Genomic DNA, 23,240 nt, shown 5'->3' on the forward strand with positions numbered 1-23,240 from the left:
CGCCGGCCCGCGAACGACAGCAAGAGAACGATGAACGCTCCCTCGACCCATCTCGTCATCGCCGATGACCATCCTCTTTTCCGCGACGCGCTGCGACAGGCGGTGGCCGGCGTCCTGACCTCGGCCAGGATCGACGAGGCCGGATCGTTCGAGGATCTGACCAAGCTCCTGGAACAGACCTCGGATGTCGACCTGATCCTGCTCGACCTCTCGATGCCCGGGATCTCAGGCTTTTCCGGCCTGATCTATCTGCGCGCGCAATATCCGGCGATCCCGGTGGTGATCGTCTCGGCGTCCGACGACAGCGCCACGATCCGCCGCTCGCTCGATTTCGGCGCCTCCGGCTTCATTCCCAAGCGATTCGGCGTCGAGACCCTGCGCGACGCCATCCTCAAGGTGATGGAAGGCGACGTCTGGGTTCCCGCCGATACCGATTTGTCGGCTGCGGCCGATCCCGACATGACGCGACTGCGCGACCGCCTGGTGACGCTGACGCCGCAGCAGGTCCGGGTCCTGATGATGCTGTCGGAGGGCCTGCTCAACAAGCAGATCGCCTATGAGCTCGGGGTCTCCGAGGCCACCATCAAGGCGCATGTCTCGGCGATCCTGCAAAAGCTCGGCGTCGAAAGCCGCACCCAGGCGGTGATCGCGGCCGCCAAGATCGCCGGCGGCCAGTGGAAGCAGGGCACGCCGACGGGGTGAGCCCGCTACAGCGTCTTCAGGAGCGCAGCGGCGGCCCTGATATCTTCAGTCTCGGAACCTGCAGCGAAACCTTCGCGTGCCGATTGAAGTAATCGCGTGGCTTCCTTGCCGCGGCGCCGGTGGGCAAGAAGCTGCGCCAAATCGATTGCCGCGCGCAGTTCCCATGCTTTGGCGCCCTTCGCGCGGCTGAGCTCCAGCGCCTGCACCAGGCAGGCCTCGGCTTCCTCGATCTGCGGTTCCGGCAGGTACGACAGGACCTTGCCTTTCATGCGCAACAGCTCGGGCATGTAGAGGTGATCGCCGCTCTGCTCGACGAGTTGGATGGCGTCGTCGATCAGCTGTGCGCTCCGCTCGATCTGGCCGAGCGCCAACAATCCCTGAACCAGCGCCATGTTGAACGTCGTGGTCAGCAGCTCGTAGCCGGCATCGTGGAGCTCGCGCAGGCAAGTCCTGATCGTCGCGACGCCACCGGCGGCATCGCCGCGCCGGATCGCCAGCTCGCCTTTGACGCCGCGGCCGACGGCGAGATAAGGCCCCATCGAGCGCGATGTCGCATGCGCGATGAAGCGGTCGATGTTCGCGTCCGCACCGTCGAGGTCTCCGCTCCACAGGTCGATCGCGACCGTCCAGATCAGCGCAATGCAGAGCGTGATCGGGTGATCCATCTGCGCGGCCTCGGTGACCGTCTGTCGCGCCAGCTGCAGCGCATCCGCGGGGCGGCCCTGCAACCAGAGCTCGCGAGCCAGCGTGATGCCGGCCCGGTTGCGATGATCGAAGCCGTGGACGGTGCTGATTCGCTCCGTGCCCGGTCCCCGCCAGGCCACCTCCAGCATCTCAAGCGCGTCGCGATGCCGGCCTGCCAGATGCAAGGAGACGCCGAGGAGGGAATGGGCGAGGGCGATCGAGGCGGGATCGCCCAGCGACCTCGCGACCGCGAGGCTCTGCTGCGCATAGCCGAGCGCGGCGTCGAACTCTCCCATCCGTTCGTGAAAGATATGCATCCGGCCGAGCAGCTGAAGCTGATTGACTTCGTCGCCGCGCGCTTCGGCGATCGCAAGGCTCCGGCTCAAGGCGCTGCGGGCCGCTTCGCTGCCGCCGCGGGTGAACATCAGGGTCAGTCCGAGGGCGGCCTGGATGTGCATTTCCTGGGCGCTGCCGCGCGAGGAGGGAGCAATCGCCAGCAGCGCCCGTTCCGACCAGCGCCGGCATTCGATCAACAAGGACATCGCCAGGAAGATCGGCGCCGCGGCGGCGGTGAGCGCAATGCCGATGCCGAGATCACCGCCCGCGCCGAAGCACCAGTCGAGCGCGGCGCGCACATTGTGAAGCGCGGAGAAGTGCGCAGCTCGTTCGTCCGCGCTCGGCACGGCGGCCCATGTCATGCCGGCCTGTTCCAGCCATCGCCGGTAGTAAGTCGCGTGGCGCGCGGCGAGAGCCGCGTCATCGGGCTCGATCTCGAGCAGATAGCCGCGCGTCGTGTCGAGCAGGCGGTAGCGCATCATGGCGCCGATGGGACGTGGCGCGACCATCGATTTGGCCACGAGACTGTCGACGGCGTCGAACAGGCGGGCCTGGTCGACGCGCTCGTCCGGCACGACCTCGAGCGCCGCGTCGATGGTGAAATGCCCGGCGAAGACCGCAAGCCTGCGCAGCACGAGGCGTTCGAGATCCGACAGCAGTCCGTAGCTCCAGTCGAGCGTGGCCTGCAATGTCTTCTGCCGGGGCGGTGCCGTTCGCTGGCCCTGCCAGAGCAGATTGAGGCGCTCGTCGAGCAATGCAGCCGTCTGCTCCAGGCCGTAGGCTTCGACCCGGCCGGCAGCGAGCTCGATCGCCAGCGCCATGCCGTCGAGCTTGCGGCAGATCCTCGCGATGATCGCGGCATTGGCGTCATCGAGACTGATCTGCGCGCCGCTGGCCGTGGCACGTTCGAGGAACAGTTGCAGCGCCGGATAGGTCTGCGCTGCGGCGACCGTCAGTCCGGAGCCGTCGGGCGGAACGGCAAGCGGCGCCAATCGATAGACCTGCTCGCCCTCGACGCGCAGCGCTTCGCGGCTGGTCGCGAGGATATGGACATGCGGCGCCGCCTGGAAGATGTCGGCCGCCAGCGGGGCGGCGGTCGCGATGACATGTTCGCAATTGTCGAGAACCAGCAGCATCCGCTTGTCCCTGACATGCGCGAGCAGCGCGGGCAGGGGATCGTCAGTCTCGGCCGGCAAGCCCAGCATCAGCAGGATCGAGGTGATCACGAGATCGGGATCGCTGAGCGCGGCGAGATCAACAAAGTGCGCGGCATCGGAGAAGGTCTCGAGCAGGTCGTGGGCGATCGCCACTGCGACCGCCGTCTTGCCGACGCCGCCGGGACCGACGATCGTGACAAAGCGCGAGGCGATGAGCTTGTCGGAAACGGCGGCGATCTCATCGTCGCGCCCGACCATCCGCTGTAACCGGTTCGGCAGTTTCACCGGCGGCAATTCCGGCCGCGGCGCGGGGTGCTGGACTGCCGCAATGCCTGTTTGCGAAATCGGCGCTGCGAGTTGCGAAATCGGCGCCACGAAGCAATAGCCGCGGCCGGACAGCGTCGTGATGTAGCGGGCGCCGTCCTTGCCGTCGCCGAGCGCCTTGCGCAGCGCTGCGACGTGAAAGCGCAGATTGGCCTCCTCGACGGTGATGCCGGGCCACACCAGCGCCATCAGGTCCCATTTGCCGACGACCTGGTTCGGTCGCGACATCAGCGCCATCAGCGTGTCGAACGCTTTCGCGCCGAGCGGCAACGCGACGCCATCGCGCATCACGAGCCTTTCATGCGGCGTCACGGAGAATGGCCCGAACGATAAAGTTCCCGTTGCGGTGCCGGCCGGCTCTGTCATGGCAAATCTCGGGTCCCTTCGACAGGACCCGATAGCCAGATGATCGCGATCCGGCAAGGCCGTCGCTGCATCGGCATCAGACCGCGGATGCAGGCCTTGTTGAGCGCGCGAGGTCTGACCTCACAACTTCTCACAACTCCCAACGGGTGTCCTGCACCAGCCACTGCTAGTCAGTTGTGCAACGGAAAGGACAGCTTCATGACGCAGGCGGCAAAAACACTCTACACGGCCAAGACCCACACCAGCGGCGGACGAGGCGACGGCGTATCGCGCAGCTCCGACGGCCGCCTCGACGTCAAGCTGTCGCCGCCGGGCGCCGCAGGCATCGGCACCAATCCCGAGCAATTGTTTGCCGCCGGCTGGTCGGCCTGCTTCGAAGGCGCGATGGAGATCGCGGCGCGCAAGCGGAAGATCGAGCTTCCCAGGAAATGCGCGATCGATGCGGAAATCGATCTCGTCCTCGACGAGGGTGCCTACTCGCTCCGGGCGCGCCTCAATGTCAGCCTGCCGGGCCTCGATCCCGAGATCGCACGCGGCATCATCGATGATGCGCATCAGACCTGCCCCTATTCCAAGGCCGTTCGCGGCAACATCGACGTCACGGTCGCGCTGATCTGACGCGCCATCACCAACCATCAAAAAAAGGTAGCACCACCATGAAGCAGATCATCGACCAGCATCGCCGCCAGTTCTTTGGCGTCGCCGCCGGAACCGTCGCCGTCGGCCTCGGCGTGATCGACCTCGCGCGCGCTGAGACCGAAGCGCCGAAATCGTCCGCATCGACTGCGTCCTTCGGCACGATCAAGCAGATCGATGCCGGCGTCCTCAATGTCGGTTATGCCGAGGCGGGTCCTTCGAACGGTCCCGTGGCGATCCTGCTGCACGGCTGGCCCTACGACATTCACGCCTTCGTCGACGTCGCGCCGATCCTGGCCAAGGCCGGCTATCGCGTGATCATCCCTCACTTGCGCGGCTACGGCACGACGCATTTCCTTTCCAGCGAGACGCCGCGCAACGGCGAGCCTGCCGCGATGGCGGCCGACGTCATCGCGCTGATGGACAAGCTCGATATCAAGAAGGCGGTCGTCGCCGGCTTCGATTGGGGCGCGCGCACCGCCGACATCATCGCCGCGCTGTGGCCGGAGCGCTGCCGCGCGCTGGTGTCGGTCAGCGGTTATCTGATCTCCAGCCAGGCCGCCGGCAACGCGCCCTTGCCGCCGTCCGCCGAGCTGCAATGGTGGTACCAGTTCTATTTCGCGACCGAGCGCGGCCGCGCCGGATACGAGAAGTACACGCATGACTTCGCCAAGCTGATCTGGAAGCTCGCCTCACCGCAATGGAAGTTCGACGACGCCACCTTCAATCGAAGTGCGGCGGCGCTGGACAACAAGGATCATGTCGCGATCACGATCCATAACTACCGCTGGCGGCTCGGGCTCGCCCAGGGCGAGGCGAAATACGAGCATCTCGAAAAGAAGCTGGCGGCGGCTCCCGTCATCGACGTGCCGACGATCACGATGGAGGGCGACGCCAACGGCGCGCCGCATCCCGACCCCAGCGCCTATGCCAAGAAGTTCTCGGGCCGATACGAGTTTCGCCTGATCACCGGCGGCATCGGCCACAATTTGCCGCAGGAAGCACCGCAAGCCTTTGCCAAGGCCGTCATCGACGCCGACGGCGCCTGAGCATCTGTCAGCACCTCGGTCCAGCCGGGCTGGACCGAGGATCGCCCATTGAACCCAGCTTGATGAATGGTCATGACGGCCAGCCGAACCTGAAAAGAACAAATCTCCTTACGCCGCGATGATCGTGCTCGCCGTCGTCCTCCTCGTCGTGCTCCTGACCTGCGTGCCGTATCTCGTCACGATCGCTTCCGCGGAGGGGCCGGCGGCACGCGACACGCCGGACGGCTCGCCAATCTTCGGCGTCACGATTCCGCCGGGCTACAAGCAGTGGGAGCTGATCGCGCCGGCCGAAGAGGCGCCGCCGCTCGACGAGCTCCGCGCTGTCGTGGGCAACCAGACTGCAATCGACGCATATCAAGCCGGCAAGCTTCCGTTCCCCGACGGCACCATCCTGGTCAAGCGCGCCTGGAAGCGCAAACAGTCACCTGAGTTCGCGTCCGCGACCATTCCCGGTGCCGCCACCACGGTCCAGGTGATGGTCAAGGATTCTAAGAGATATGCCGCGACAGGCGGCTGGGGTTTCGGCCGTTTCATCGACGGCAAGCCGGTCGACGAGGCCCAGCATCGCACCTGCTGGGGCTGTCACGAAGCTCGCGCCAAGAGCCGGGACTACGTCTTCACGCAGCTGGCGCCTTAAGGTCATCTGGAGATCGAGATGTCGAAGACATGGTTCGTCAGCGGCGCCTCGCGCGGTCTTGGTCGCGCCATCGTGGAAGCCGCACTCACGGCGGGAGATCGCGTGCTTGCTTCGGCCCGGGACCCCAAGCCGCTCGAACCGTTGCTTGCGCGCTTCGGCGAAACGCTCCAGCTTGCAACGCTGGACGTGACCGACGAGGCGGCGGCGCATGCAGCCATCGGTCTTGCCCTGAAGACGTTCGGCGGCGTCGATGTGGTGGTGAATAATGCCGGTTACGGCGACCTCGGATCGGTCGAGGACACAAGCCTGGATTCGTTCCGTCAGCAGATCGAGGCCAACCTGATCGGCACCATCATCGTCACCAAGGCGGCGATCCCCGTGCTGCGCCGGCAGGGCCATGGGCACATCGTGCAGGTCTCGTCCGTCGGCGGCCGCATCGGTGCGCCGGCACGCGCGGCCTATTCGGCCGCGAAATGGGGAATCGAAGGCTTTTCGGAATCGCTGACGCGTGAGATGGCGTTGATCGGCGTGCACGTGACGATCGTCGAGCCCGGCGGATTCAGGACCGGCTTTGCCCAGGCCGCGCATGCGACGGACGAAGGACGCCCGGAGTACGACGCCGTCGTCGGCGCTGCGGTCAGGATGCAGCGCGATTACGATGGCCGCCAGCCCGGCGACCCCGCCAAGGCCGCCGCCGTGGTGCTGAAGCTCGCTGATATGAAACGCCCGCCGCTACGCATCGCGCTCGGCAGCGACGCCGTGAACGCCATCGCTGCGACGGACAGGCTCCGACTCGAAGAACTGGAGAAGTGGCGAACGCTCAGTGTCTCGACCGACTATTGACCGGCGCGTCCTACTCCGCCGCCACCATCTGCTGCGTGCGCCACTGGCCGAGCAGAGCGCGAAGCGAAGCCGGCTTCACAGGCTTGTTCAACACCGCGACCTTTTCATCCCGCGCAGCCACCTGCACGGCGGGGCTGCGGTCGGCGGTGATCAGGATTGCGGGGATGCCGTCGCCGAAGCGACGGCGGATGTCGCGGATGGCGGCGATGCCGTTGCCGCGGTCGAGATGATAATCGACCAGGAGGCCGGTGACGCGCCGTCCCGCCGTCTCGATGGCGGCGATCGCGCCTTCGGGATCGGCGACCGCGATCACTTCGGCGTCCCAGGCCTTCAGCAGCGTGCGCATGCCGTCGAGGATCGCCGCGTCATTCTCGATACAGACGATCAGGGCACCGGAAATCGGCGTGCGCGCCAGCGGCGTCGCGCTGGTCACCGCGGCGGTGTGGGTGATCGCTTTCGCCGTCGGCACCGTCACCGAGAAGACCGAGCCGCCGCTTCTGTTGCCGTCGATGGCGATGCCGTGCTTGAGCACCCGCGCCAGGCGTTCGACGATCGACAGGCCGAGCCCCAGCCCGCGCGCGATCCGCGCGCCCTGCTCGAGGCGGTGAAATTCCTTGAAGATCTCGCCGCGCTTGACCGGCGGGATGCCGACGCCGGTGTCATAGACGCAGATCTTGAGCGAAGGGCCTTGCCGGCGACAGCCGACCAGCACGCGGCCGCGCGGGGTGTATTTGATCGCGTTCGAGATCAGGTTCTGCAGCAGGCGTCGCAGCAGGAGCCGGTCCGATTCGACCGGCAGCGAGCAGGGCACGAAGGCGAGCTCCAGGTTCTTGGCGCGCGCGATCGGCGCGAACTCGATCTCCAGCGAGCGCATCAGATCGGCCATCTTGAAGCTCGAGATCGAGGTCGTCATCGCGCCGGCGTCCAGCCGCGAGATGTCCAGCAGCGCGCCGAGGATCTCTTCGATCGCCTGCAGGGATTCGTCGATGTTCTCGACCAGCCGCGTCTCCTCGCCGCTGTGCTGACGTTCGACCAGGCTCGTGACATAGAGCCGCGCCGCGTTCAGCGGCTGGAGGATGTCGTGGCTGGCGGCGGCGAGGAAACGCGTCTTGGAGATGCTGGCGTCTTCCGCGGCGCTCTTGGCCAGCGCCAGCTCGGAGTTCAGCCGCGTCAACTCCTCGGTGCGGTCGCGCACGCGCTTTTCCAGTGTCGCGTTGGCGCGCTCCAGCGCTTCCGCCGCCTCGAATGTGGGCGTGACATCGGTGAAGGTGATGACGAAGCCGCCGCCGGGCATGCGGTTGGTGAGCACTTCGATCACCATGTGGCGTTCCGGCAGGCGTTCGAGATATGGCTCGCTGTCGGTGGTGTAGGCGGCGAGGCGCCGCTCCAGCATGGCCTCGCGCTCGACCGGGTCGTCCGGATCGCTCACGCCGATGAATTCCAGGATCTCGCGCAGTGGCTCGCCGAACTGGACGATATGCGGGGGCACGTTGAGGAGATCGCCGAATTGCCGGTTGGAGCAGATCAGCTGCAGATCGGCATCGAACACGGCGATGCCCTGGCGCACGTGGTTGAGCGCGGTCTGCAGGATCTCGCGGTTGAAATGCAGGGCCGCGTGCGAGTCGTCGAGCAGCTTGAGTGCAGCCTTGGCCGAGACCGTGCGCTTGCGCAGCAGCAGCGACATCACGAGACGCGAGGAGGCAGCTCCAATCGAGGAGGCGATCAAATGCTCGGCGTGCTGCAATAGCTCGAAATCGGCGGGCGCTCCGGCCTCCAGCCGCACGTTGCGCCGCGCGGAGAACGCCTCGAAGGAATGCCGGGCGCGGTCGGGTCCGAGATATTGCGCCACCGTGGTCTGGATGTCCTGCACGGTGACGGTGGTGCGCCAGCGGCGGAAACTCGGTGAGATCGGCGCAAGCGTATTGGGCACGAACAGATCGGCCTGCAGCAGCTCGATGGACGAGGGCCTTCGCGCCAGCGACAGCAGCACATAGGTCAGGACGTTGAGCGACAGCGACCAGATCACGCCGTGCATCAGGGAAGGCAGATCGGCGCCAAACAGCGCCTGCGGCCGCAGCGCCTCGATGCCGAAGGGGCCATGCTGGAGCAGCAGGATTCCTGATGTCGAGGTATCCATGAAGCTCGGGATGAACAGCGTGTAGAGCCACACGGCGAAGCCGACCAGCATGCCGCCGATGGCGCCGCGCGCGGTCGCGCGCCGCCACAGCAGCCCGCCGAAGAAGCTCGGCGCAAGCTGCGCGATGGCGGCAAAGGAGAGCAGGCCGATCGCCACGAGCTGGGTATTGCCGAGCGCGCGATAGTAGAAATAGGCCATCACCATGATGGCGAAGATCGCGAGCCGCCGCGAGCGCAGCAGGAAGTCGCTGAAATCCGCGCCGCCGGCGCGTCCTTCCGGCCGTCGTTGCAGAACCAGCGGCACCACGAGGTCGTTCGAGACCATGATGGAGAGTGCGACGCATTCGACGATCACCATCGCGGTCGCCGCCGACAGGCCGCCGACGAAAATGGCGACGCTGAGAAGCCCCGCACCGCCCTCCATCGGCAGCGCCAGCACGTACATGTCAGGGTCGGCCGCGCCGAACGGGAAGGTGACGAGGCCGGCGAGCGCGATCGGGATCACGAACAGATTGATGGCGACGAGGTAGAGCGGGAACAACCAGCGCGCGCGGCCGACCTCGGCATCCGAGGAGTTCTCGACCACGCTGACGTGGAACTGGCGCGGCAGCAGCATGATGGCGCAGAGCGACAGCAGCGTCATGGTGAGGAAGTTGCCGATCGACGGCGAATAGTTGATGGCGCGCACCGCCTCCGGCGTCTTCATGGCGCGCTCGATCAATTCGTGCGGCGAGAACATCCAGAAGGTGACGAAGATGCCGGCGGCGAGGAAGGCGACCAGCTTGATGATGGATTCGGTCGCGACCGCCAGCATCAGGCCGTGCTGATGCTCGGTCGCGTCGGTCTGCCGCGTGCCGAACAGCACCGCGAAGGCCGCCATCGCCAGCGTCACCATCAGCGCGACGTCGCCGACGATCGGGATGTGGGAGAATGCCTGGTCTTCGCTCAGGATCGTTTCGAGCGAGGAGGCGACCGCCTTGAGCTGGAGCGCGATGTAGGGCACCGAGCCGATGATCGCGATCAGGGCCACGGTGGCAGCCACCGCCTGGCTCTTGCCGTAACGGGCCCCGATGAAGTCGGCGATCGAGGTGATGTTGTGGGTTTTCGCGAGCTGGATTACGCGGCGCAACACGCCGGCGCCTAACCCGATCATCAGGATCGGGCCGACATAGATGGCGAGGAAGTCGGTCGAGGCGCGGGTGGCGAAGCCGACCGAGCCGAAGAAGGTCCAGGAGGTGCAGTAGATCGCCAGCGAGAGCGGATAGATCAGCCCGGAGGCACGGCCGCGCCCGGCCGGCGAACGGCGGTCGCCGTGGCTCGCCACCAGGAACAGGAAGCCGATATAGCCGAAGGCGGCGGCGATCACGCCCCAATCGTGCAGCATGGCGAGCGCGCTTCTCCCAGGGCGCTGGCCGCGCCCGAGCTCATTTTCCCTGTAATTCTAGCGCGCTGGACGGGGCGAGGCGACAGCGAAATGCCGCGCGGCGATGGGAACTGGGGTTGTCGTTAAGTCGTAGGGCGAGCTGCCTGCTCTCACCCTCCCCCTCCAGGGGAGGGTAAGACAGGCCTATTCCGCCGCGAGCGACTTCTCGCGCAGCGGCAGGCCGAGACGGTCCCACACTTGCAGCAGGGCCTCGGCGAGTTGATCGATCAGGCCGTCGTCGTGATAGGGCGAGGGCGTGATGCGCAGCCGCTCGCTGCCCTTGGCGACCGTCGGATAGTTGATCGGCTGGATGTAGATGCCGTGCTCCTCGAGCAGCAGGTCGGACGCCTGCTTGCACCTCTCGGGATCGCCGACGAACAGCGGCACGATGTGGGTGTCGCTCGACATCACCGGCAGGCCGGCGGCGTTGAGGATCGCCTTGACGCGGGCGGCACGGTCCTGGTGGCGCTCGCGCTCCCAGTTCGAGGTCTTCAGGTGCTTGATGGCGGCGGTCGCGGCCGAGCAGATCGCCGGCGGCAGCGCGGTGGTGAAGATGAAGCCCGGCGCATAGGAGCGCACGGCGTCGATGATCTGGCCGTTGGCGGCGATGTAACCGCCGAGGCAGCCGAACGCTTTCGCCAGCGTGCCTTCGAGGATGTCGATGCGATGCATGACGCCGTCACGCTCGGCGATGCCGCCGCCGCGCGGGCCGTACATGCCGACCGCGTGGACTTCGTCGACATAGGTCATCGCATCGTACTTCTCGGCGAGATCGCAGATCTTGGCGAGCGGGGCGACGTCGCCGTCCATGGAATAGAGGCTCTCACAGACAATCAGCTTCGGCCTACCAGGGCCGGCTGCTTTCAACAGCTCTTCGAGATGCGCAAGATCGTTGTGGCGGAACACGACCCGCTCGCAGCCGGACTGGCGGATACCCTCGATCATCGAATTGTGGTTGAGCTCGTCCGACAGGATCAGGCAGTTCGGAATGAGTTTTGCGATGGTCGGGATGCCGGTCTGGTTCGAGACATAGCCCGAGGTGAACAGCAGCGCGGCTTCCTTGCCGTGGAGATCGGCGAGCTCGGCCTCGAGCTGGACCAGCGGATGATGCGTGCCGGCGATGTTGCGGGTGCCGCCGGCACCGGTGCCGACGCGCGTCGCGGTCTCGACCATGGCGCCGACCACCTTCGGATGCTGGCCCATGCCGAGATAATCGTTGGAGCACCAGATCACGACGTCGCGCTTGCCCTTGGGCGAGTGCCAGACCGCGTGCGGGAATCGGCCGGCCGTGCGCTCCAGGTCGGCGAACACGCGGTAGCGCCGCTCGGAATGGAGACGATCGAGGGCGGTATCGAAGAACTGGTTGTAATCCATCGGCAAAACCTGCAACGGAACCCGGCCACGGCGGCCGCTCATTTTTAGAGCTTTTCCAGCTCCAATGTCCATGCGGCCGCACACATTTGTGACGAGGCGCGCGGGTCCATTGATAGCGGCGTCTCGCCGGCGATAGTTGATGTGGATCAAACGCCTAACACTGGCCCGCCCGCGCGGGCCGAGGCTCCGGGAAAGCCGGTACCGTTGCAGCTGACCTGGACATTTTGTCCACGGGGCGCGCTCCGTCCATGATTGCTGAGCCGGTCGCGCCGATGTCGTAGCCTTTGCCTTGGCGAGGCGCGGATCGGCTCGCCAGCAGCTCATGCGAAAGGACGCCCGATGAAACGTGTCATGGTTCTGAACGGTCCCAACCTCAATATGCTCGGCATTCGCGAGCCGCACATCTACGGCACGACGACGCTCGCAGAGGTCAACGCGAGCTGCGAGGCGGCTGCCGCAACCCTCGGGCTCAAGCTCGCCTTCCACCAGTCCAACCATGAAGGCGTGCTGGTCGACCTGATCCAGTCGGCGCGGCAGGACGCCGACGCCATCATCATCAATCCGGCCAGATTTTCCTTCACCTCGGTCGCGATCATGGACGCGATCAAGACGTTCGAAGGGCCGGTGCTGGAAGTCCACATCTCCAACATCCACGCCCGCGATGAATATCACCGCCACTCCAAGATCTCGTTCGTGGCGACCGGGGTGATCTGCGGGCTCGGCCCGTTCGGCTACGTCGCGGCGCGGCACGCGATCGCGAATATGAAGTGAGGTCTGCTCCCTCGCCCCGCTTGCGGGGAGAGGCAAAAAGCTCACGTCGTCCTGAACTGCAGCACGCCGTCCTTCGTCTCTGCCGTCAGCCGGCCCTCGACGATCATGTAGTTGACGTGGGCGACGAGTTCGCCGGCGGCAAAGCCCATCTGGTGCTCGTCGAGCACATGCTTGTTGAACACGACGGGCACCAAGGCGCGCGAGGTCTGCGGCACCTCGCGGCAGGCTTCCGCGATCAGGCGGCAGCGCTCTTCATGGTGGTCGGCGAGCTGCTTGATGCGGGTCTTCAGTCCGTAGAACGGCACGCCGTGGCCCGGCAGCACCAGGACGTCATAGGGCAGCGTCGTGGTGAGGCTGGCGAGCGAGGCCAGATATTCGCCCAGCGAGTTCTGGTCGGGCTCGACCGCCCAGACGCTGACATTGGGCGAGATCTTGCTCAGCACCTGGTCGGCGGAGAGGAACAGCTTGTCGTCGGCGCAATACAGCATCACCTGGTCGAGCGCGTGGCCGCCTCCGGTGATCACCTTGAAGCGCCGCGTGCCGATCACGACGTCGTCGCCATGGGAGATGCGGCGGTAGGAGGGCGGCAGCACCGAAACGCGCTTGAGATAATCCTGGCCGCGGCCGAGCAGCTTTTCGGTGAGCGACTCGTCCATGCCATGGCGACGGAAGAACAGCCGCTGCGCCTCCTGCCGCTCCGCGGTGCCGCGGTTCTGGTGATAGACCGATTGCAGATATTCGACCTGCGACATCACCAGCGGGCAGTTGAACCGCTCGACGACCCAGCCTGCGAGTCCGACATGGTCGGGGTGGGAGTGGGTGACGATCAGACGCGTGATGTGGACGCCCTTCAGCGGTCCGTCGAACAGTTTCGTCCAGGCCTCGATCGTCTCCTCATTGCCGAATCCGGTATCCACCATCGCATAGCCGTCGCCGTCGGCGAGCAGGTAGATGTTCACGTGGTTGAGGCGGAACGGCAGCTTCAGCCGCGCCCACAACACGCCGGGCCTGACCTCGACGATCTCGTCGTGGCCGGGGTGCTGGTCCCAGGGGTAGCGCAGGGCTTCGGCTGAGGACTGTGCGGTGTCGGTTTTCGGGTTCATGCTTTATCGGTACCCGCACATACGGCGGGACGCCAGCCGAAAAAGGACCGTCCGTGGTATCCGCATGGCGGTCATACCGGGCGGCGTTTTTCCGTGCGCCGGTTGAAAGCCTGACAAAAACGCTGTCATTCCGGGGCGCGCGGAGCGCGAACTCAGGTGCGCTGTTGCGCACCCGAGAATCTGGAGATTGTTGCGAGATTCCGGGTTCGCCTCTTCGAGGCGCCCCGGAATGACGTCAGGCCGCCCGCATGTTGTTGAGGAACGCGTCGATCTCTCCGCGCAGCATGTCGGCTTCGCGTCGGAGCGCGTCGGAGGCGCCCAGCACTTCGTTTGCCGCGGCGCCGGCTTCGGCCGAGGCTGTGGAGACGCCGACGATGTTGCTGGAGACTTCGCTGGTGCCGCCGGCGGCATGCTGGATGTTGCGCGCGATCTCGCGGGTGGCCGCGCCCTGCTCCTCGACTGCGGCCGCGATCGTCGTGGTCACATTGTCGATCTCGCCGATGATCCGGCCGATGCCCTGGATGGCGCCGACCGCCGATGTCGTGATCTCCTGCATGCTGGCGATCTGGGTGCGGATTTCCTCCGTGGCCTTGGCGGTCTGGCTCGCGAGGCTCTTCACCTCGGAGGCGACCACCGCGAAGCCGCGGCCGGCCTCGCCCGCGCGCGCCGCCTCGATGGTGGCGTTGAGCGCGAGCAGGTTGGTCTGCGAGGCGATGGTCTGGATCAGGTCGACGACGACGCTGATGCGGCTCGCGCTGTCGGCAAGGCTCTGCACCGTGGTGTCGGTGGCGCCGGCCTCGTCGACCGCCTTCTTGGCGATCGCGGCCGAGGTCACGACCTGCTTGCTGATCTCCTCGATCGAGGACGACAGCTGCTCGGTGCCTGACGACACGGTCTGCACGTTGACCGAGGTCTCCTCGGCGGCGGAGGCGACCGCGTTGACCAGCGCGTTGGACTGGTCGGCTGTGGTCGACATGCTCTGCGCGGTCGATTGCATCGAATTGGCCGACTGCGCCAGATTGTCGAGCGCGGAGCGCACCGTGCTTTCGAATTCGGCGATCTTCGCTTCCATGCGCGCGGCCCGCTCGGCCTTGGCGACACGGTCCTTGTCCTGCTCGCCGGCGAGCGCCCGGGCTTCGATCATGCTGTCGCGGAATACGGTCAGCGTTTCCTTCATCACGCCGATCTCGTCGTTCTGCCGGGAGCGGACGATCTCGGTGTCGAGGTCGCCGGCCGACAGCAGCTGCATGGCGCGCTGAAGCTCACGGATGCGGCGCAGGATGTTGCGGCCGACATAGAGCCAGACGAACAGCGCCGAGCCGACCAGCATCAAGGAGCCGAGCGCCAGCATCACGGTGGTCGCGAGCGAGGTCTCCTGCTGCGCCTGCGAAGTCGAGGCGTTGGTCTCTTTCTGCACGCCGTCGACGAGCTGTTGCACGCTGATACCGAGGCCGACATTGAGCTTGCGCGTCTCGTCCAGGATGGTCTGGCCGTAGTCGACCGAGTCGAGCTCCTTCTCACGCAGGTTGAACACGCCGGTCTTGCCGGTGCCGAGCGCGAGCAGCTTCTCCGCCGTCTCCCGCAGCATCTTGTTGCCCTGATTGTCCGGCAACAGATCGAGGTTCGACCGCAGGCGTCCCTGTGCCGTCTTGAATTCCTTCTGGATGTCGTCGAGCTTGTCGCTCGTGTTCGCCGACAGTGCCGCACTCATGTTGGCGGCTGCGAGATTGCCGCTGGCGACGACGTTGCCGAGCTGGCCGACGGTCTGCGCGGCATCGTTGGCATCTGCGGCGGACAGGTCGGCCGAGCCGAGAATGGCGTTGACCCGGGTCTGCGCGTCGAGCATCGCCGGACTGGCCGCGCCGACGAAGGCGCCCTGCGCGCTGCGCAGCGCGTCATATTGCTTGTCATGGAGGGCGGCGATATCGAGCCGCTCGCGGGCGGCCTTGGCCAGGCTCTGCGCCGCCTCGTTGATGCTCTTCATCGTCTCGCTGAGTCCGGAGACGACGGCCTTGTCGCCGCCGAGCCCGATGATCTCGGTGAGCTTCTGCTGCGTCTGCTCCTGCAGCTCCTTGAGCTTCTTGGTGCGCTCGTTCAGGGCTTCCTCGCTTTGCGCCGCGAGCAGGGCCGGTCCCTGTGCCGCAAGGCTCGCGCTCAGGGCCGACAATTGCAGGCTGGCGGCAAGGCGCGGAATGTCCCGCCCGCTCAGCTCGGTCATCCGTCCGCCGAGATTCTGCAGCGCCAGGCCGGCGCCGGCTGCGATCACGAGGCCCATGCCGGCGACCACTGCAAAGGCCGCGAACAGGCTGCCGCGCACGCCCCAGGTCGGCATTTTGAAACGAGGCCGCATCCGGCCAAGTGAGCCGCCAAGGCTGAAACGGATCGCCATCGAAATTCCCCCAACATTCTTGCTTCTGTTTGTGGCCGGCAGTATCCGCACGGCGGGTTAAAAATTCGCAATCTCCGCAAACGGTTGCGCCTGTTCCGCAGAGCGAAAAAAGAAGGGCCGGCGAAATCGCCGGCCCTTCCGTCATGGTAAGGTTGTGGTAACCGATCAGTAGCGCGCGACGGCCGGGCTTGCCCAGTTGAAGCGGTAGTTGACGCCCGCCTTGATGGTGTGGTCGTCGGTGGTGAAGCTGCCGGTGCCCGCGAGCGGGCCGCCGGTGAAGCTCGAGTCGCCGAAATTGTAGTACTGGTACTCGGCCTTGGCCGACCAGTTCGGGGCGAACATGTATTCGAGGCCGGCGCCGACGGTATAGCCGTTGCGGTGATCGCCGGTGATGACGAACGCGGTCGGCACGCCGCCGACGGTCACCTTCTCGTTGTTGTCCGAATAGGCGTAGCCGCCCTTCACGTAGACGAGGCCGGGGCCCCAGGTGTAGCCGACGCGGCCGGTGATCGAGCCGAGGCCACGCTGGTCGTTGGTGTAGGCGATGCCGCCCGGAAACACGGCGCCGACGCTGCCGGAGAGCCAGGAATACTGGCCTTCGACGCCGACCACGAAGTTCGGGTGGAACTGCCAGTCCCCACCGACCTGCACGCCGCCGAGGAAACGGCCGTTGCCGTTGTTGCCGGTGGAAAGGCCGTTGAAATTGTTGTCGCTGGAGAACGCGCCGCCGACATGGCCGCCGATATAGAAGCCGGTCCAGTTATAGATCGGCGCGGCATAGGCCGGCGCGGGCGTCTTGTAATAGTTGCGGTTGCCGAGATCGGCACCGACGGCCGGTGCAGCAGCGCCCACCACGAGCAGCGCAACGGTCGCAAACAGAATCTTCTTCATCGTCTTGAACTCCGACACTTAAGGTCCCCGGCAGGCGCGCTTTCCGCGCCGCGTTGGTTTTGCAGATAGCTTCCTTTTGACGAAAATGCTGTCACATGCATGGCACAGCGCGACCCAACCTAACTTATTGGGCTGCAAATGATTTTCGTGCTTAATGCCGGCTTAAGAAGTGGTGAAGGAAGGTTTAACTTCGCAGGGCTTCGGTAATCTCTGGGCGTCCTTCGTTAACCAAGACGCCGTCGCGCCTCATCGCGCATCTGCTCGCGGAACGCCGCGCGCTTTGCGGGGCGGTCCTCCTCGCGCACGTCATGGCGATCGAAGATGTCGAACTTCTCCAGGATGGGATAGCGCTCGCTCGCCATCGCAAGCACGCGCAGCACCTTGGTCGCCTCCGGCGTCGGGCCGCTCACCTCCCAGCGCCGGATGGTGTCGCCGCCGCCTTTCTCCGGCAATCCGCAGAGCTTTGCCATGTCGGCCGCCGTGAGCTTCCGCTCGAGGACATCGGAGAGGTCGGCGCGGAGTTGCTTCAGTTCGGGCCCGGTCATGTCGCCTCAATACGCGAAGTCGCTGAGGGCAATGCACTAGCGCTGATTCGGGTCCATCCGAAGGCGGGCGTGATCCATCCGAAGCGGGGTGACGACGCATTGCTTCGGCACATTCGCCAGCACACGGAGTTATGAACTTGTGCCTATGGACATCGTGCGATCAATGAACACATGGCACAAGGGCCCCAACGATAGAGGGATCAGCCATGACAAGCATCAAACTCGCCATTGCCGCGCTCATCACGACCGGGCTGCTTGCCGCGCCCTTTGCGGCTGAAGCGAAGAAGGCGCGGTCGAGCCGACACTACAGCACGGGCGTGGTGGCCCCGACCTATGGCGGCGCCGGAGCGCCGGCAGCGCAGCCGCGGGCGTCCTACGGCTCGTCCGGCCAGACGGTCGGAACGGTCACGGCACCGTCGGTCGGATCTTACAATTGGCCCTCGGTCGGCGTGACCAATTCGGCGCCCACCTGGAGCAACACCACGAGATAAGTGCGCCCATGCGGGTTAGCGCGTGCCGGTCGCCAAGCCCGAGAGAAGGTATAGCGCGACCAGCAATGTTGCGACAGACAGCATCGTCGTGATCGAGACCGTGGCCGCGACCAGTTTCTCCTCGACCTTGTGCTCGTGCGCCAGCACGTACACCGTCTTCGCTGTGGGCACGGCGGCGCATATCACGGCGGCGACGGTGTAGAGCGCGTTGAGGCCGGTGACCACACAAAGTCCGTAGACGATCAGCGGCATGAGCACGAGCTTCACGACGGCGAGCGCGAACGTTGCCTTCAGGTTGGAGCGCAGGCCCTCGACCGACAGGCCGAGCCCGATGGCAAATAGTGCGCAGGGCGTGAGCGCGGCGGCGATCATGTTGAGATAGGCCGCGACCGGCGCCGGAATCGGCAGGCCCGTGATCGCCCAGACGAGACCGATAAGCGTCGACAGCACCATCGGATTGAGCAGGATCTGCTTCGCGAGGCCGGCGGACTGCGCGGACAATCCGCGCGCGTCCCTTTCCAGCAGGATGACCGTGATTGGAAACATCACGGCCGCGACGAATACCGTCGCGACCGCTGCAGGCAGGACGGCGGGCTGGCCGTAGATCGCGTGCAGGATCGGCAGCGCCACGAAGCCGGTATTGGTCATCGCCGCCGCCATGCCATGAATCGTGCTGCTGGCGAGATCATGCCTTCCGCCGGCGCGGACCACCAGGAAGACCAGCGCAAAGCAGACGAGGGAGCCGCCGCCGAACGCGAGCAGGAAACGCCATTCCAGCAGATTACGCGCGGGCTCCTGCGCGATGGTGACGATCAATAGCGCAGGCATTGCCACGTTGTAGGCGAAATGCACCAGCGCGTCGGCGAGCGAGCGGGAGAGATAGCCGAGCTCGCCGGCCAGCCAGCCGGTGACGATGATCGCGAATACGGGAAGAACGAGGCTCGCGACTTCCATCCGGATTCCCCCCTTGCTGCCAATGGCTGCAACGAGAGGTTACCCCGGCAATGGAGAGTCGTCACGGCTTTGGTCGAGCCGTGGTCCCTGGCTCAAGCGTTCCCTTCAGTCGAGACCGTCATGGCCGGGCGCGACGCGCCGATCGAACGCGGCCGTCAAACGTTAGATCCTCCGGCCGGCCTGTTGACCGATCACGCAGCGCCACGCAGCCAGTCGCTCCGCTGGATGCTGGTTCATCCAGTCGGCGAGCTGCGGCGCGCCCATCAGGCAGGACTGCACCGAAACCTGCGCGAAATCCGAGGTGGTGACAACCTGCTCGTGACAATTGGTCGGGGAGGCAAGGCTGCAGAGCACGGCGATGATCTTGATCACGACAGGTTACCCCCCTCGCGGCCGATATATGTACGGCCGATCGCGGCCTTATCCTGGCCTTCGCTGGCCGGGTCGGTCGGCGGGAAGATACTGTCGTAGATGGCGCGCGCCTCCTGGATGAGACGTGCTCGCTCGCGCTCGGACTTTGAGACAAATCGAATGACTTCGCCCATGTTGGCTCCGAATATCAGTTGGCAGATCCCGTCATCAGATGACGCTTATCATTTCATCGTCATCTAAGACGCCGTCTTCGGCTTTGAAGCGGTGTCGCCGATCACGAAGGAGTAAAAAACGCGTGAGCGCACTCCGGAATCCCAACGTCTCCCGTGCCTTTGATGCGCCGGGTTGAGAGACCGCTCACCAGCTCACATCCGTCGCGCGGTTCAGGAGCCGCGCGACGGATGCTGGTGTCGACTTGATCCCTGCACTCATCAGCAAGGATATTCTCGTCAAGAAAATTCTTCTGGACCGAATATGTTTCACCTCGGGCCGCGTGCAAGTTTTTGGAACCATCCCGGAATTCGGCGACTCGATACGATCGATCCTCACGCCGCCGGCGCGCGCTCTTTCCGTCCCGGCACCGCCGCCAGCAGCTCGCGCGTATAGGCATGCTCCGGCGCGGCGAACAGCTGCGCGGTCGGCTTCAGCTCGACGATGGCGCCGCGCTGCATCACCGCGATGCGGTCGCAGATCTGGGCGGCGACGCGCAAGTCGTGGGTGATGAACAGCATCGAGAGACCGAGGCGCGTCTTGAGGTCTTCTAGCAGGCGCAAGACCTGGGCCTGCACGGAGACGTCGAGCGCGGAGACGGCCTCATCCGCGACGATGATCTCGGGCTCGAGCGCCAGAGCGCGCGCAATGCCGATACGCTGGCGCTGGCCGCCGGAGAATTCATGCGGATAGCGCTCGAGCGCGCCGGCATCCAGGCCCACCATCTTGAGGAGATCGCGGGCGCGGTCGAACGCGACCTTGGGATCAAGGCCGGTCGCGATCGGACCGTCGGCGATGATGTGGCCGACCTTGCGGCGCGGATTGAGCGAGGCGAACGGATCCTGAAAGATCATCTGGATGCGATGGCGCTCGGCGCGCAGCGCCTTGCCTGAGAGCTGGGTGAGATCGGTCTCGCCGATCCGCACCGTGCCGCGGTCGGCCTCGATCAGCCGCATCACCAGGCGCGCCACCGACGATTTGCCGGAGCCCGATTCGCCGACGAGGCCGAGCGTCTCGCCCTTGAGGATGTTGAAGTTGACCGCGCGCGCGGCATCGACGCGGCGGTCCTCGCGAAACCAGCCTCCTGACGTGACGTAGGTCTTGTCCAGACCGATCACCTCGACGGCCCTGGCCTGATCGTCGAGCGGCTCGCGCGCCGGCGGGTCCATCGAGGGTACGGCGGCGAGCAGCGCCTTGGTGTAGTCGTGCTGCGGCGCGTTGAAGACTGTTGCTGCGGGACCTTCCTCCACGACCTTGCCGTGCCGGAGCACGACGACCTGGTCGGCGATGTCGGCGACCACGCCGAAATCGTGGGTGATGAACATCACCGCCATGTTGCGATTGCGCTGGAGGTTGCGGATCAGCTTGAGGATCTGCGCCTGCGTGGTGACGTCGAGCGCGGTGGTCGGCTCGTCCGCGACCAGCACGGCCGGCTCGAGCGCGAGCGCCATCGCGATCATGGCGCGCTGGCGCTGGCCGCCGGAGAGCTGGTGCGGATAGGCGCGCACAATTCTTTCGGGGTCGGGCAGGCCGACTTCCCGTGCCAAAGCGAGCGCTCGCGCGCGCCGCTCCCTCGGCGTCAGCAGGCCGTGCGCCTCGAACATCTCCGCCATCTGGTCGCCGATCCGCATCAACGGATTGAGCGCGGTCATCGGCTCCTGAAAAATCATCGCCAGCCGGCGGCCGCGCAGATCGCGCCAGCCGTCGTCGTCGAGCTTGAGCAGGTCGCGTCCCTCGAATTGGATCTCGCCGGAGGCGACCGAGACAGTATCGGGCAACAGGCCCATCAGCGCATGCGCGCACATCGACTTGCCAGAGCCGGACTCGCCGACGACGCAGACGATCTTGCCGGGCCGCAAGTCCAGCGAGACGCCGTCGACGGCGAAGGGACGCTCGGCGCCTTTGGGCAGGGCAATCCGCAGGTTCTTGATGGAGACGGCGGGCGGGGCGGTCATCGTCAGCGTCCCTCCCGCGACAGGCGCGGATTGAGCGCGTCGTTGAGGCCTTCGCCGATCAAATTGAGCCCGAGAACCGAGATCAGGATGGCGACGCCGGGAAACACGGTGATCCACCAGGCCTGGCGGATCACGGTGCGGCCGGCGCCGACCATGTAGCCCCAGGAGATTAGATTGGGATCGCCGAGGCCGAGGAAGGACAGCGAGGATTCCAGCAGGATCGCGGTCGCCACCATCAGCGAGGCCAGCACGATGACCGGCGACAGTGCGTTCGGCAGGATCTCGCGCATGATGATCCAGGTGTTGCTTTGGCCGGTGACCACGGCGGCCTGGACATATTCCCGCGTTCGCAGCGACAGCACCTCGCCGCGCACGAGGCGGGCGACCGGCGGCCAGCTCACCAGCGCGATCGAGGTCACGATCGAGTAGATCGAGGGCTGCAGGATCGCGACCAGCACGATCGCGAGCGCGAAGCTCGGAATGGTCTGGAAGAACTCGGTGAAGCGCATCAGGGCGTCGTCGACCCTGCCGCCGAAATAGCCGGCCATGGCGCCGATGGGAACGCCGACGATCAGCGCGACCAGCGTGGAGACGAGGCCGACAAGCAGCGAGACGCGCGCGCCAAAAATCATGCCGGCGAACACGTCGCGGCCGAGCGCGTCGGTGCCGAGCGGCACGGCGGAGAGCGTAAACGGCGGCAGGAACGGCCGCTGCACCATGCGCCAGGGCGAGTTCGGGAACAGCATCGGTCCGAACAACGCGACCGAGATCGCGAGAACCAGGATGATGAGCCCGATGACGCCGCTCGGGCTACGCAGCATCGATTTCCAGAACTGTTTCATGAGGCGAATTCGATGCGCGGATCGACCAGGCGATAGACCAGATCGGTGATGAGGTTGAAGATCAGGACCATGGCGGAGCAGATCACGAAGACGCCGAGCAGCAGATTGTAGTCCCGCTGCAACAGCGCGTCGTACATCAGGCGCCCGATCCCGGGCCAGGCGAACACGGTCTCGGTGATGACGGCGCCGCCGATCAGCGTTCCGGAATGCACGCCGGCCAGCGTCACGACGGGCAGCAGCGCGTTGCGCAGCACGTGGCGGCGCTGGATCACGGCGTCGGAGAGGCCCTTGGCGCGCGCGGTCTTGACGAAGTCGAGCCGTTTCACCTCCAGCATCGAGGCGCGCGTCATGCGGGTATAGGTCGCCATGAAGAACAGGCCGAGCGTCATCGCCGGCATGATCAGGTGTTTTGCGACGTCGACCGCGTGGGCGAAGCCGGTCAGATTGGCGCCGACCGTCTCGTAACCAAAACTCGGCAGCCAATCCATGGTGACCGAGAACAGCAGGATGCCCATCAACGCCACCCAGAAGATCGGCATGGCGTAGAAGATCAGTGCGAACACGGTGATGGCGGTGTCGAGGAAGGTCCCGGCAAAGCCCGCGGCGAAGGTGCCGAAGAGAATGCCGAGCGTGAGCGAGATCGCGAATGCGGTCAGCGTCAACAGCAGCGTCGTCGGCAGCCGTTCGCCAATCAGCTTTGCGACCGGCGCCTGCTGGCGGAAGGAGAAGCCGAGGTCGAGGGTCACGACACCCTTGACGTAGATGAAGAGCTGCTCCGGCAACGGCTTGTCGAGGCCGAACTTCTCCCTGAGCTGATTGACGAAGATCTGATCACTGGCCCCGGCCTCGCCCGCCATCACCACCGCGGGGTCGCCGGGCGCAAGCCGGATCAGGAAGAAATTGAGGACGACGATCGCAAGCAGGACGATCACGCCCTTCAGGACACGCTGAGCGATAAAGGAGAGCATACTTAGAGCGACGCTTGTTTGACGAGAGGGTCGCCGCAGCGACGGTGCGCTCCCTCTCCCGCTTGCGCGGGAGGGCAGGGGT

The 23,240-nt window shown here is 65.6% G+C and carries 20 protein-coding genes; 7 read left to right on the top strand and 13 right to left on the bottom strand.

Annotation, left to right across the window (positions count from 1 at the left end; genetic code table 11):
- Positions 1–30: 30 nt before the first annotated feature.
- Positions 31–702, top strand: a complete 672-nt coding sequence (locus RAD10_RS26780; protein WP_018316334.1) for a response regulator — start codon at positions 31–33, stop codon at positions 700–702.
- A gap of 5 nt (positions 703–707) precedes the next feature.
- On the opposite strand, the gene RAD10_RS26785 is transcribed toward RAD10_RS26780, so the two are convergent.
- Positions 708–3,569 carry an ATP-binding protein gene (locus RAD10_RS26785; protein WP_461619850.1) on the bottom strand — a complete coding sequence of 954 codons (2,862 nt, stop codon included), beginning with the start codon at positions 3,567–3,569 and terminating at the stop codon, positions 708–710.
- A gap of 198 nt (positions 3,570–3,767) precedes the next feature.
- On the opposite strand from RAD10_RS26785, the gene RAD10_RS26790 reads away from it, so the two are divergent.
- The 4 genes from RAD10_RS26790 to RAD10_RS26805 all read left to right on the top strand — a co-directional run bounded on the left by RAD10_RS26790 (position 3,768) and on the right by RAD10_RS26805 (position 6,734).
- Positions 3,768–4,187 (top strand): organic hydroperoxide resistance protein, encoded by a 420-nt coding sequence (locus RAD10_RS26790; protein WP_461619851.1) that lies wholly within the window; start codon positions 3,768–3,770, stop codon positions 4,185–4,187.
- 38 nt (positions 4,188–4,225) lie between these two features.
- Positions 4,226–5,254: an alpha/beta fold hydrolase gene (locus RAD10_RS26795; RefSeq protein ID WP_461619852.1), complete on the top strand. Its 1,029-nt coding sequence runs from the start codon at positions 4,226–4,228 to the stop codon at positions 5,252–5,254.
- Positions 5,255–5,372: 118 nt separating this feature from the next.
- Positions 5,373–5,891 (top strand): cytochrome P460 family protein, encoded by a 519-nt coding sequence (locus RAD10_RS26800; protein WP_461619853.1) that lies wholly within the window; start codon positions 5,373–5,375, stop codon positions 5,889–5,891.
- Positions 5,892–5,909: 18 nt separating this feature from the next.
- Positions 5,910–6,734 carry an SDR family NAD(P)-dependent oxidoreductase gene (locus RAD10_RS26805; protein ID WP_461619854.1) on the top strand — a complete coding sequence of 275 codons (825 nt, stop codon included), beginning with the start codon at positions 5,910–5,912 and terminating at the stop codon, positions 6,732–6,734.
- Positions 6,735–6,744: 10 nt separating this feature from the next.
- Here RAD10_RS26805 and RAD10_RS26810 read toward each other — a convergent pair whose 3' ends face one another.
- Positions 6,745–10,254: a PAS domain-containing hybrid sensor histidine kinase/response regulator gene (locus tag RAD10_RS26810; RefSeq protein WP_461619855.1), complete on the bottom strand. Its 3,510-nt coding sequence runs from the start codon at positions 10,252–10,254 to the stop codon at positions 6,745–6,747.
- A gap of 183 nt (positions 10,255–10,437) precedes the next feature.
- Entirely contained in the window at positions 10,438–11,667 is a 1,230-nt protein-coding gene (gene hemA / locus RAD10_RS26815) for a 5-aminolevulinate synthase (RefSeq protein ID WP_461619909.1), read from the bottom strand.
- Between the two features lie 339 nt (positions 11,668–12,006).
- Between hemA and aroQ the strand changes: the two genes are divergently transcribed.
- Complete coding sequence (gene aroQ / locus RAD10_RS26820; RefSeq protein ID WP_461619856.1) at positions 12,007–12,438, top strand: type II 3-dehydroquinate dehydratase; 432 nt, start codon at positions 12,007–12,009, stop codon at positions 12,436–12,438.
- A gap of 41 nt (positions 12,439–12,479) precedes the next feature.
- On the opposite strand, the gene RAD10_RS26825 is transcribed toward aroQ, so the two are convergent.
- The 4 genes from RAD10_RS26825 to RAD10_RS26840 all read right to left on the bottom strand — a co-directional run bounded on the left by RAD10_RS26825 (position 12,480) and on the right by RAD10_RS26840 (position 17,366).
- Positions 12,480–13,541, bottom strand: coding sequence for an MBL fold metallo-hydrolase (locus tag RAD10_RS26825; RefSeq protein WP_461619857.1), 1,062 nt, complete (start codon positions 13,539–13,541; stop codon positions 12,480–12,482).
- A gap of 235 nt (positions 13,542–13,776) precedes the next feature.
- Entirely contained in the window at positions 13,777–15,930 is a 2,154-nt protein-coding gene (locus RAD10_RS26830; RefSeq protein WP_461619858.1) for a methyl-accepting chemotaxis protein, read from the bottom strand.
- A gap of 165 nt (positions 15,931–16,095) precedes the next feature.
- Complete coding sequence (locus RAD10_RS26835; protein WP_461619859.1) at positions 16,096–16,821, bottom strand: outer membrane protein; 726 nt, start codon at positions 16,819–16,821, stop codon at positions 16,096–16,098.
- Positions 16,822–17,045: 224 nt separating this feature from the next.
- Positions 17,046–17,366: a hypothetical protein gene (locus RAD10_RS26840; RefSeq protein ID WP_104466053.1), complete on the bottom strand. Its 321-nt coding sequence runs from the start codon at positions 17,364–17,366 to the stop codon at positions 17,046–17,048.
- Positions 17,367–17,572: 206 nt separating this feature from the next.
- Between RAD10_RS26840 and RAD10_RS26845 the strand changes: the two genes are divergently transcribed.
- Entirely contained in the window at positions 17,573–17,857 is a 285-nt protein-coding gene (locus tag RAD10_RS26845) for a hypothetical protein (RefSeq protein ID WP_028139867.1), read from the top strand.
- Positions 17,858–17,872: 15 nt separating this feature from the next.
- Here the strand turns inward: RAD10_RS26845 and RAD10_RS26850 are convergent, their stop codons facing one another.
- From RAD10_RS26850 to RAD10_RS26875, 6 genes are all read right to left on the bottom strand, one after another.
- The gene (locus RAD10_RS26850; protein ID WP_461619860.1) at positions 17,873–18,811 is read right to left on the bottom strand and encodes an AEC family transporter; all 939 of its coding nucleotides are present in this window, start codon (positions 18,809–18,811) and stop codon (positions 17,873–17,875) included.
- 162 nt (positions 18,812–18,973) lie between these two features.
- Positions 18,974–19,183: a hypothetical protein gene (locus RAD10_RS26855; protein WP_461619861.1), complete on the bottom strand. Its 210-nt coding sequence runs from the start codon at positions 19,181–19,183 to the stop codon at positions 18,974–18,976.
- Positions 19,180–19,356: a hypothetical protein gene (locus RAD10_RS26860; RefSeq protein ID WP_183258265.1), complete on the bottom strand. Its 177-nt coding sequence runs from the start codon at positions 19,354–19,356 to the stop codon at positions 19,180–19,182. The genes RAD10_RS26855 and RAD10_RS26860 overlap by 4 nt, the downstream gene beginning before the upstream one ends.
- Before the next feature lie 372 nt (positions 19,357–19,728).
- Entirely contained in the window at positions 19,729–21,348 is a 1,620-nt protein-coding gene (locus tag RAD10_RS26865) for an ABC transporter ATP-binding protein (protein ID WP_461619862.1), read from the bottom strand.
- A gap of 2 nt (positions 21,349–21,350) precedes the next feature.
- Positions 21,351–22,190 carry an ABC transporter permease gene (locus RAD10_RS26870; protein WP_028139871.1) on the bottom strand — a complete coding sequence of 280 codons (840 nt, stop codon included), beginning with the start codon at positions 22,188–22,190 and terminating at the stop codon, positions 21,351–21,353.
- Entirely contained in the window at positions 22,187–23,158 is a 972-nt protein-coding gene (locus tag RAD10_RS26875) for an ABC transporter permease (RefSeq protein ID WP_461619863.1), read from the bottom strand. Before RAD10_RS26875 ends, RAD10_RS26870 begins: the two co-directional genes overlap by 4 nt.
- Positions 23,159–23,240: the final 82 nt, after the last annotated feature.

It is taken from the genome of Bradyrhizobium sp. 23AC (assembly GCF_054863025.1).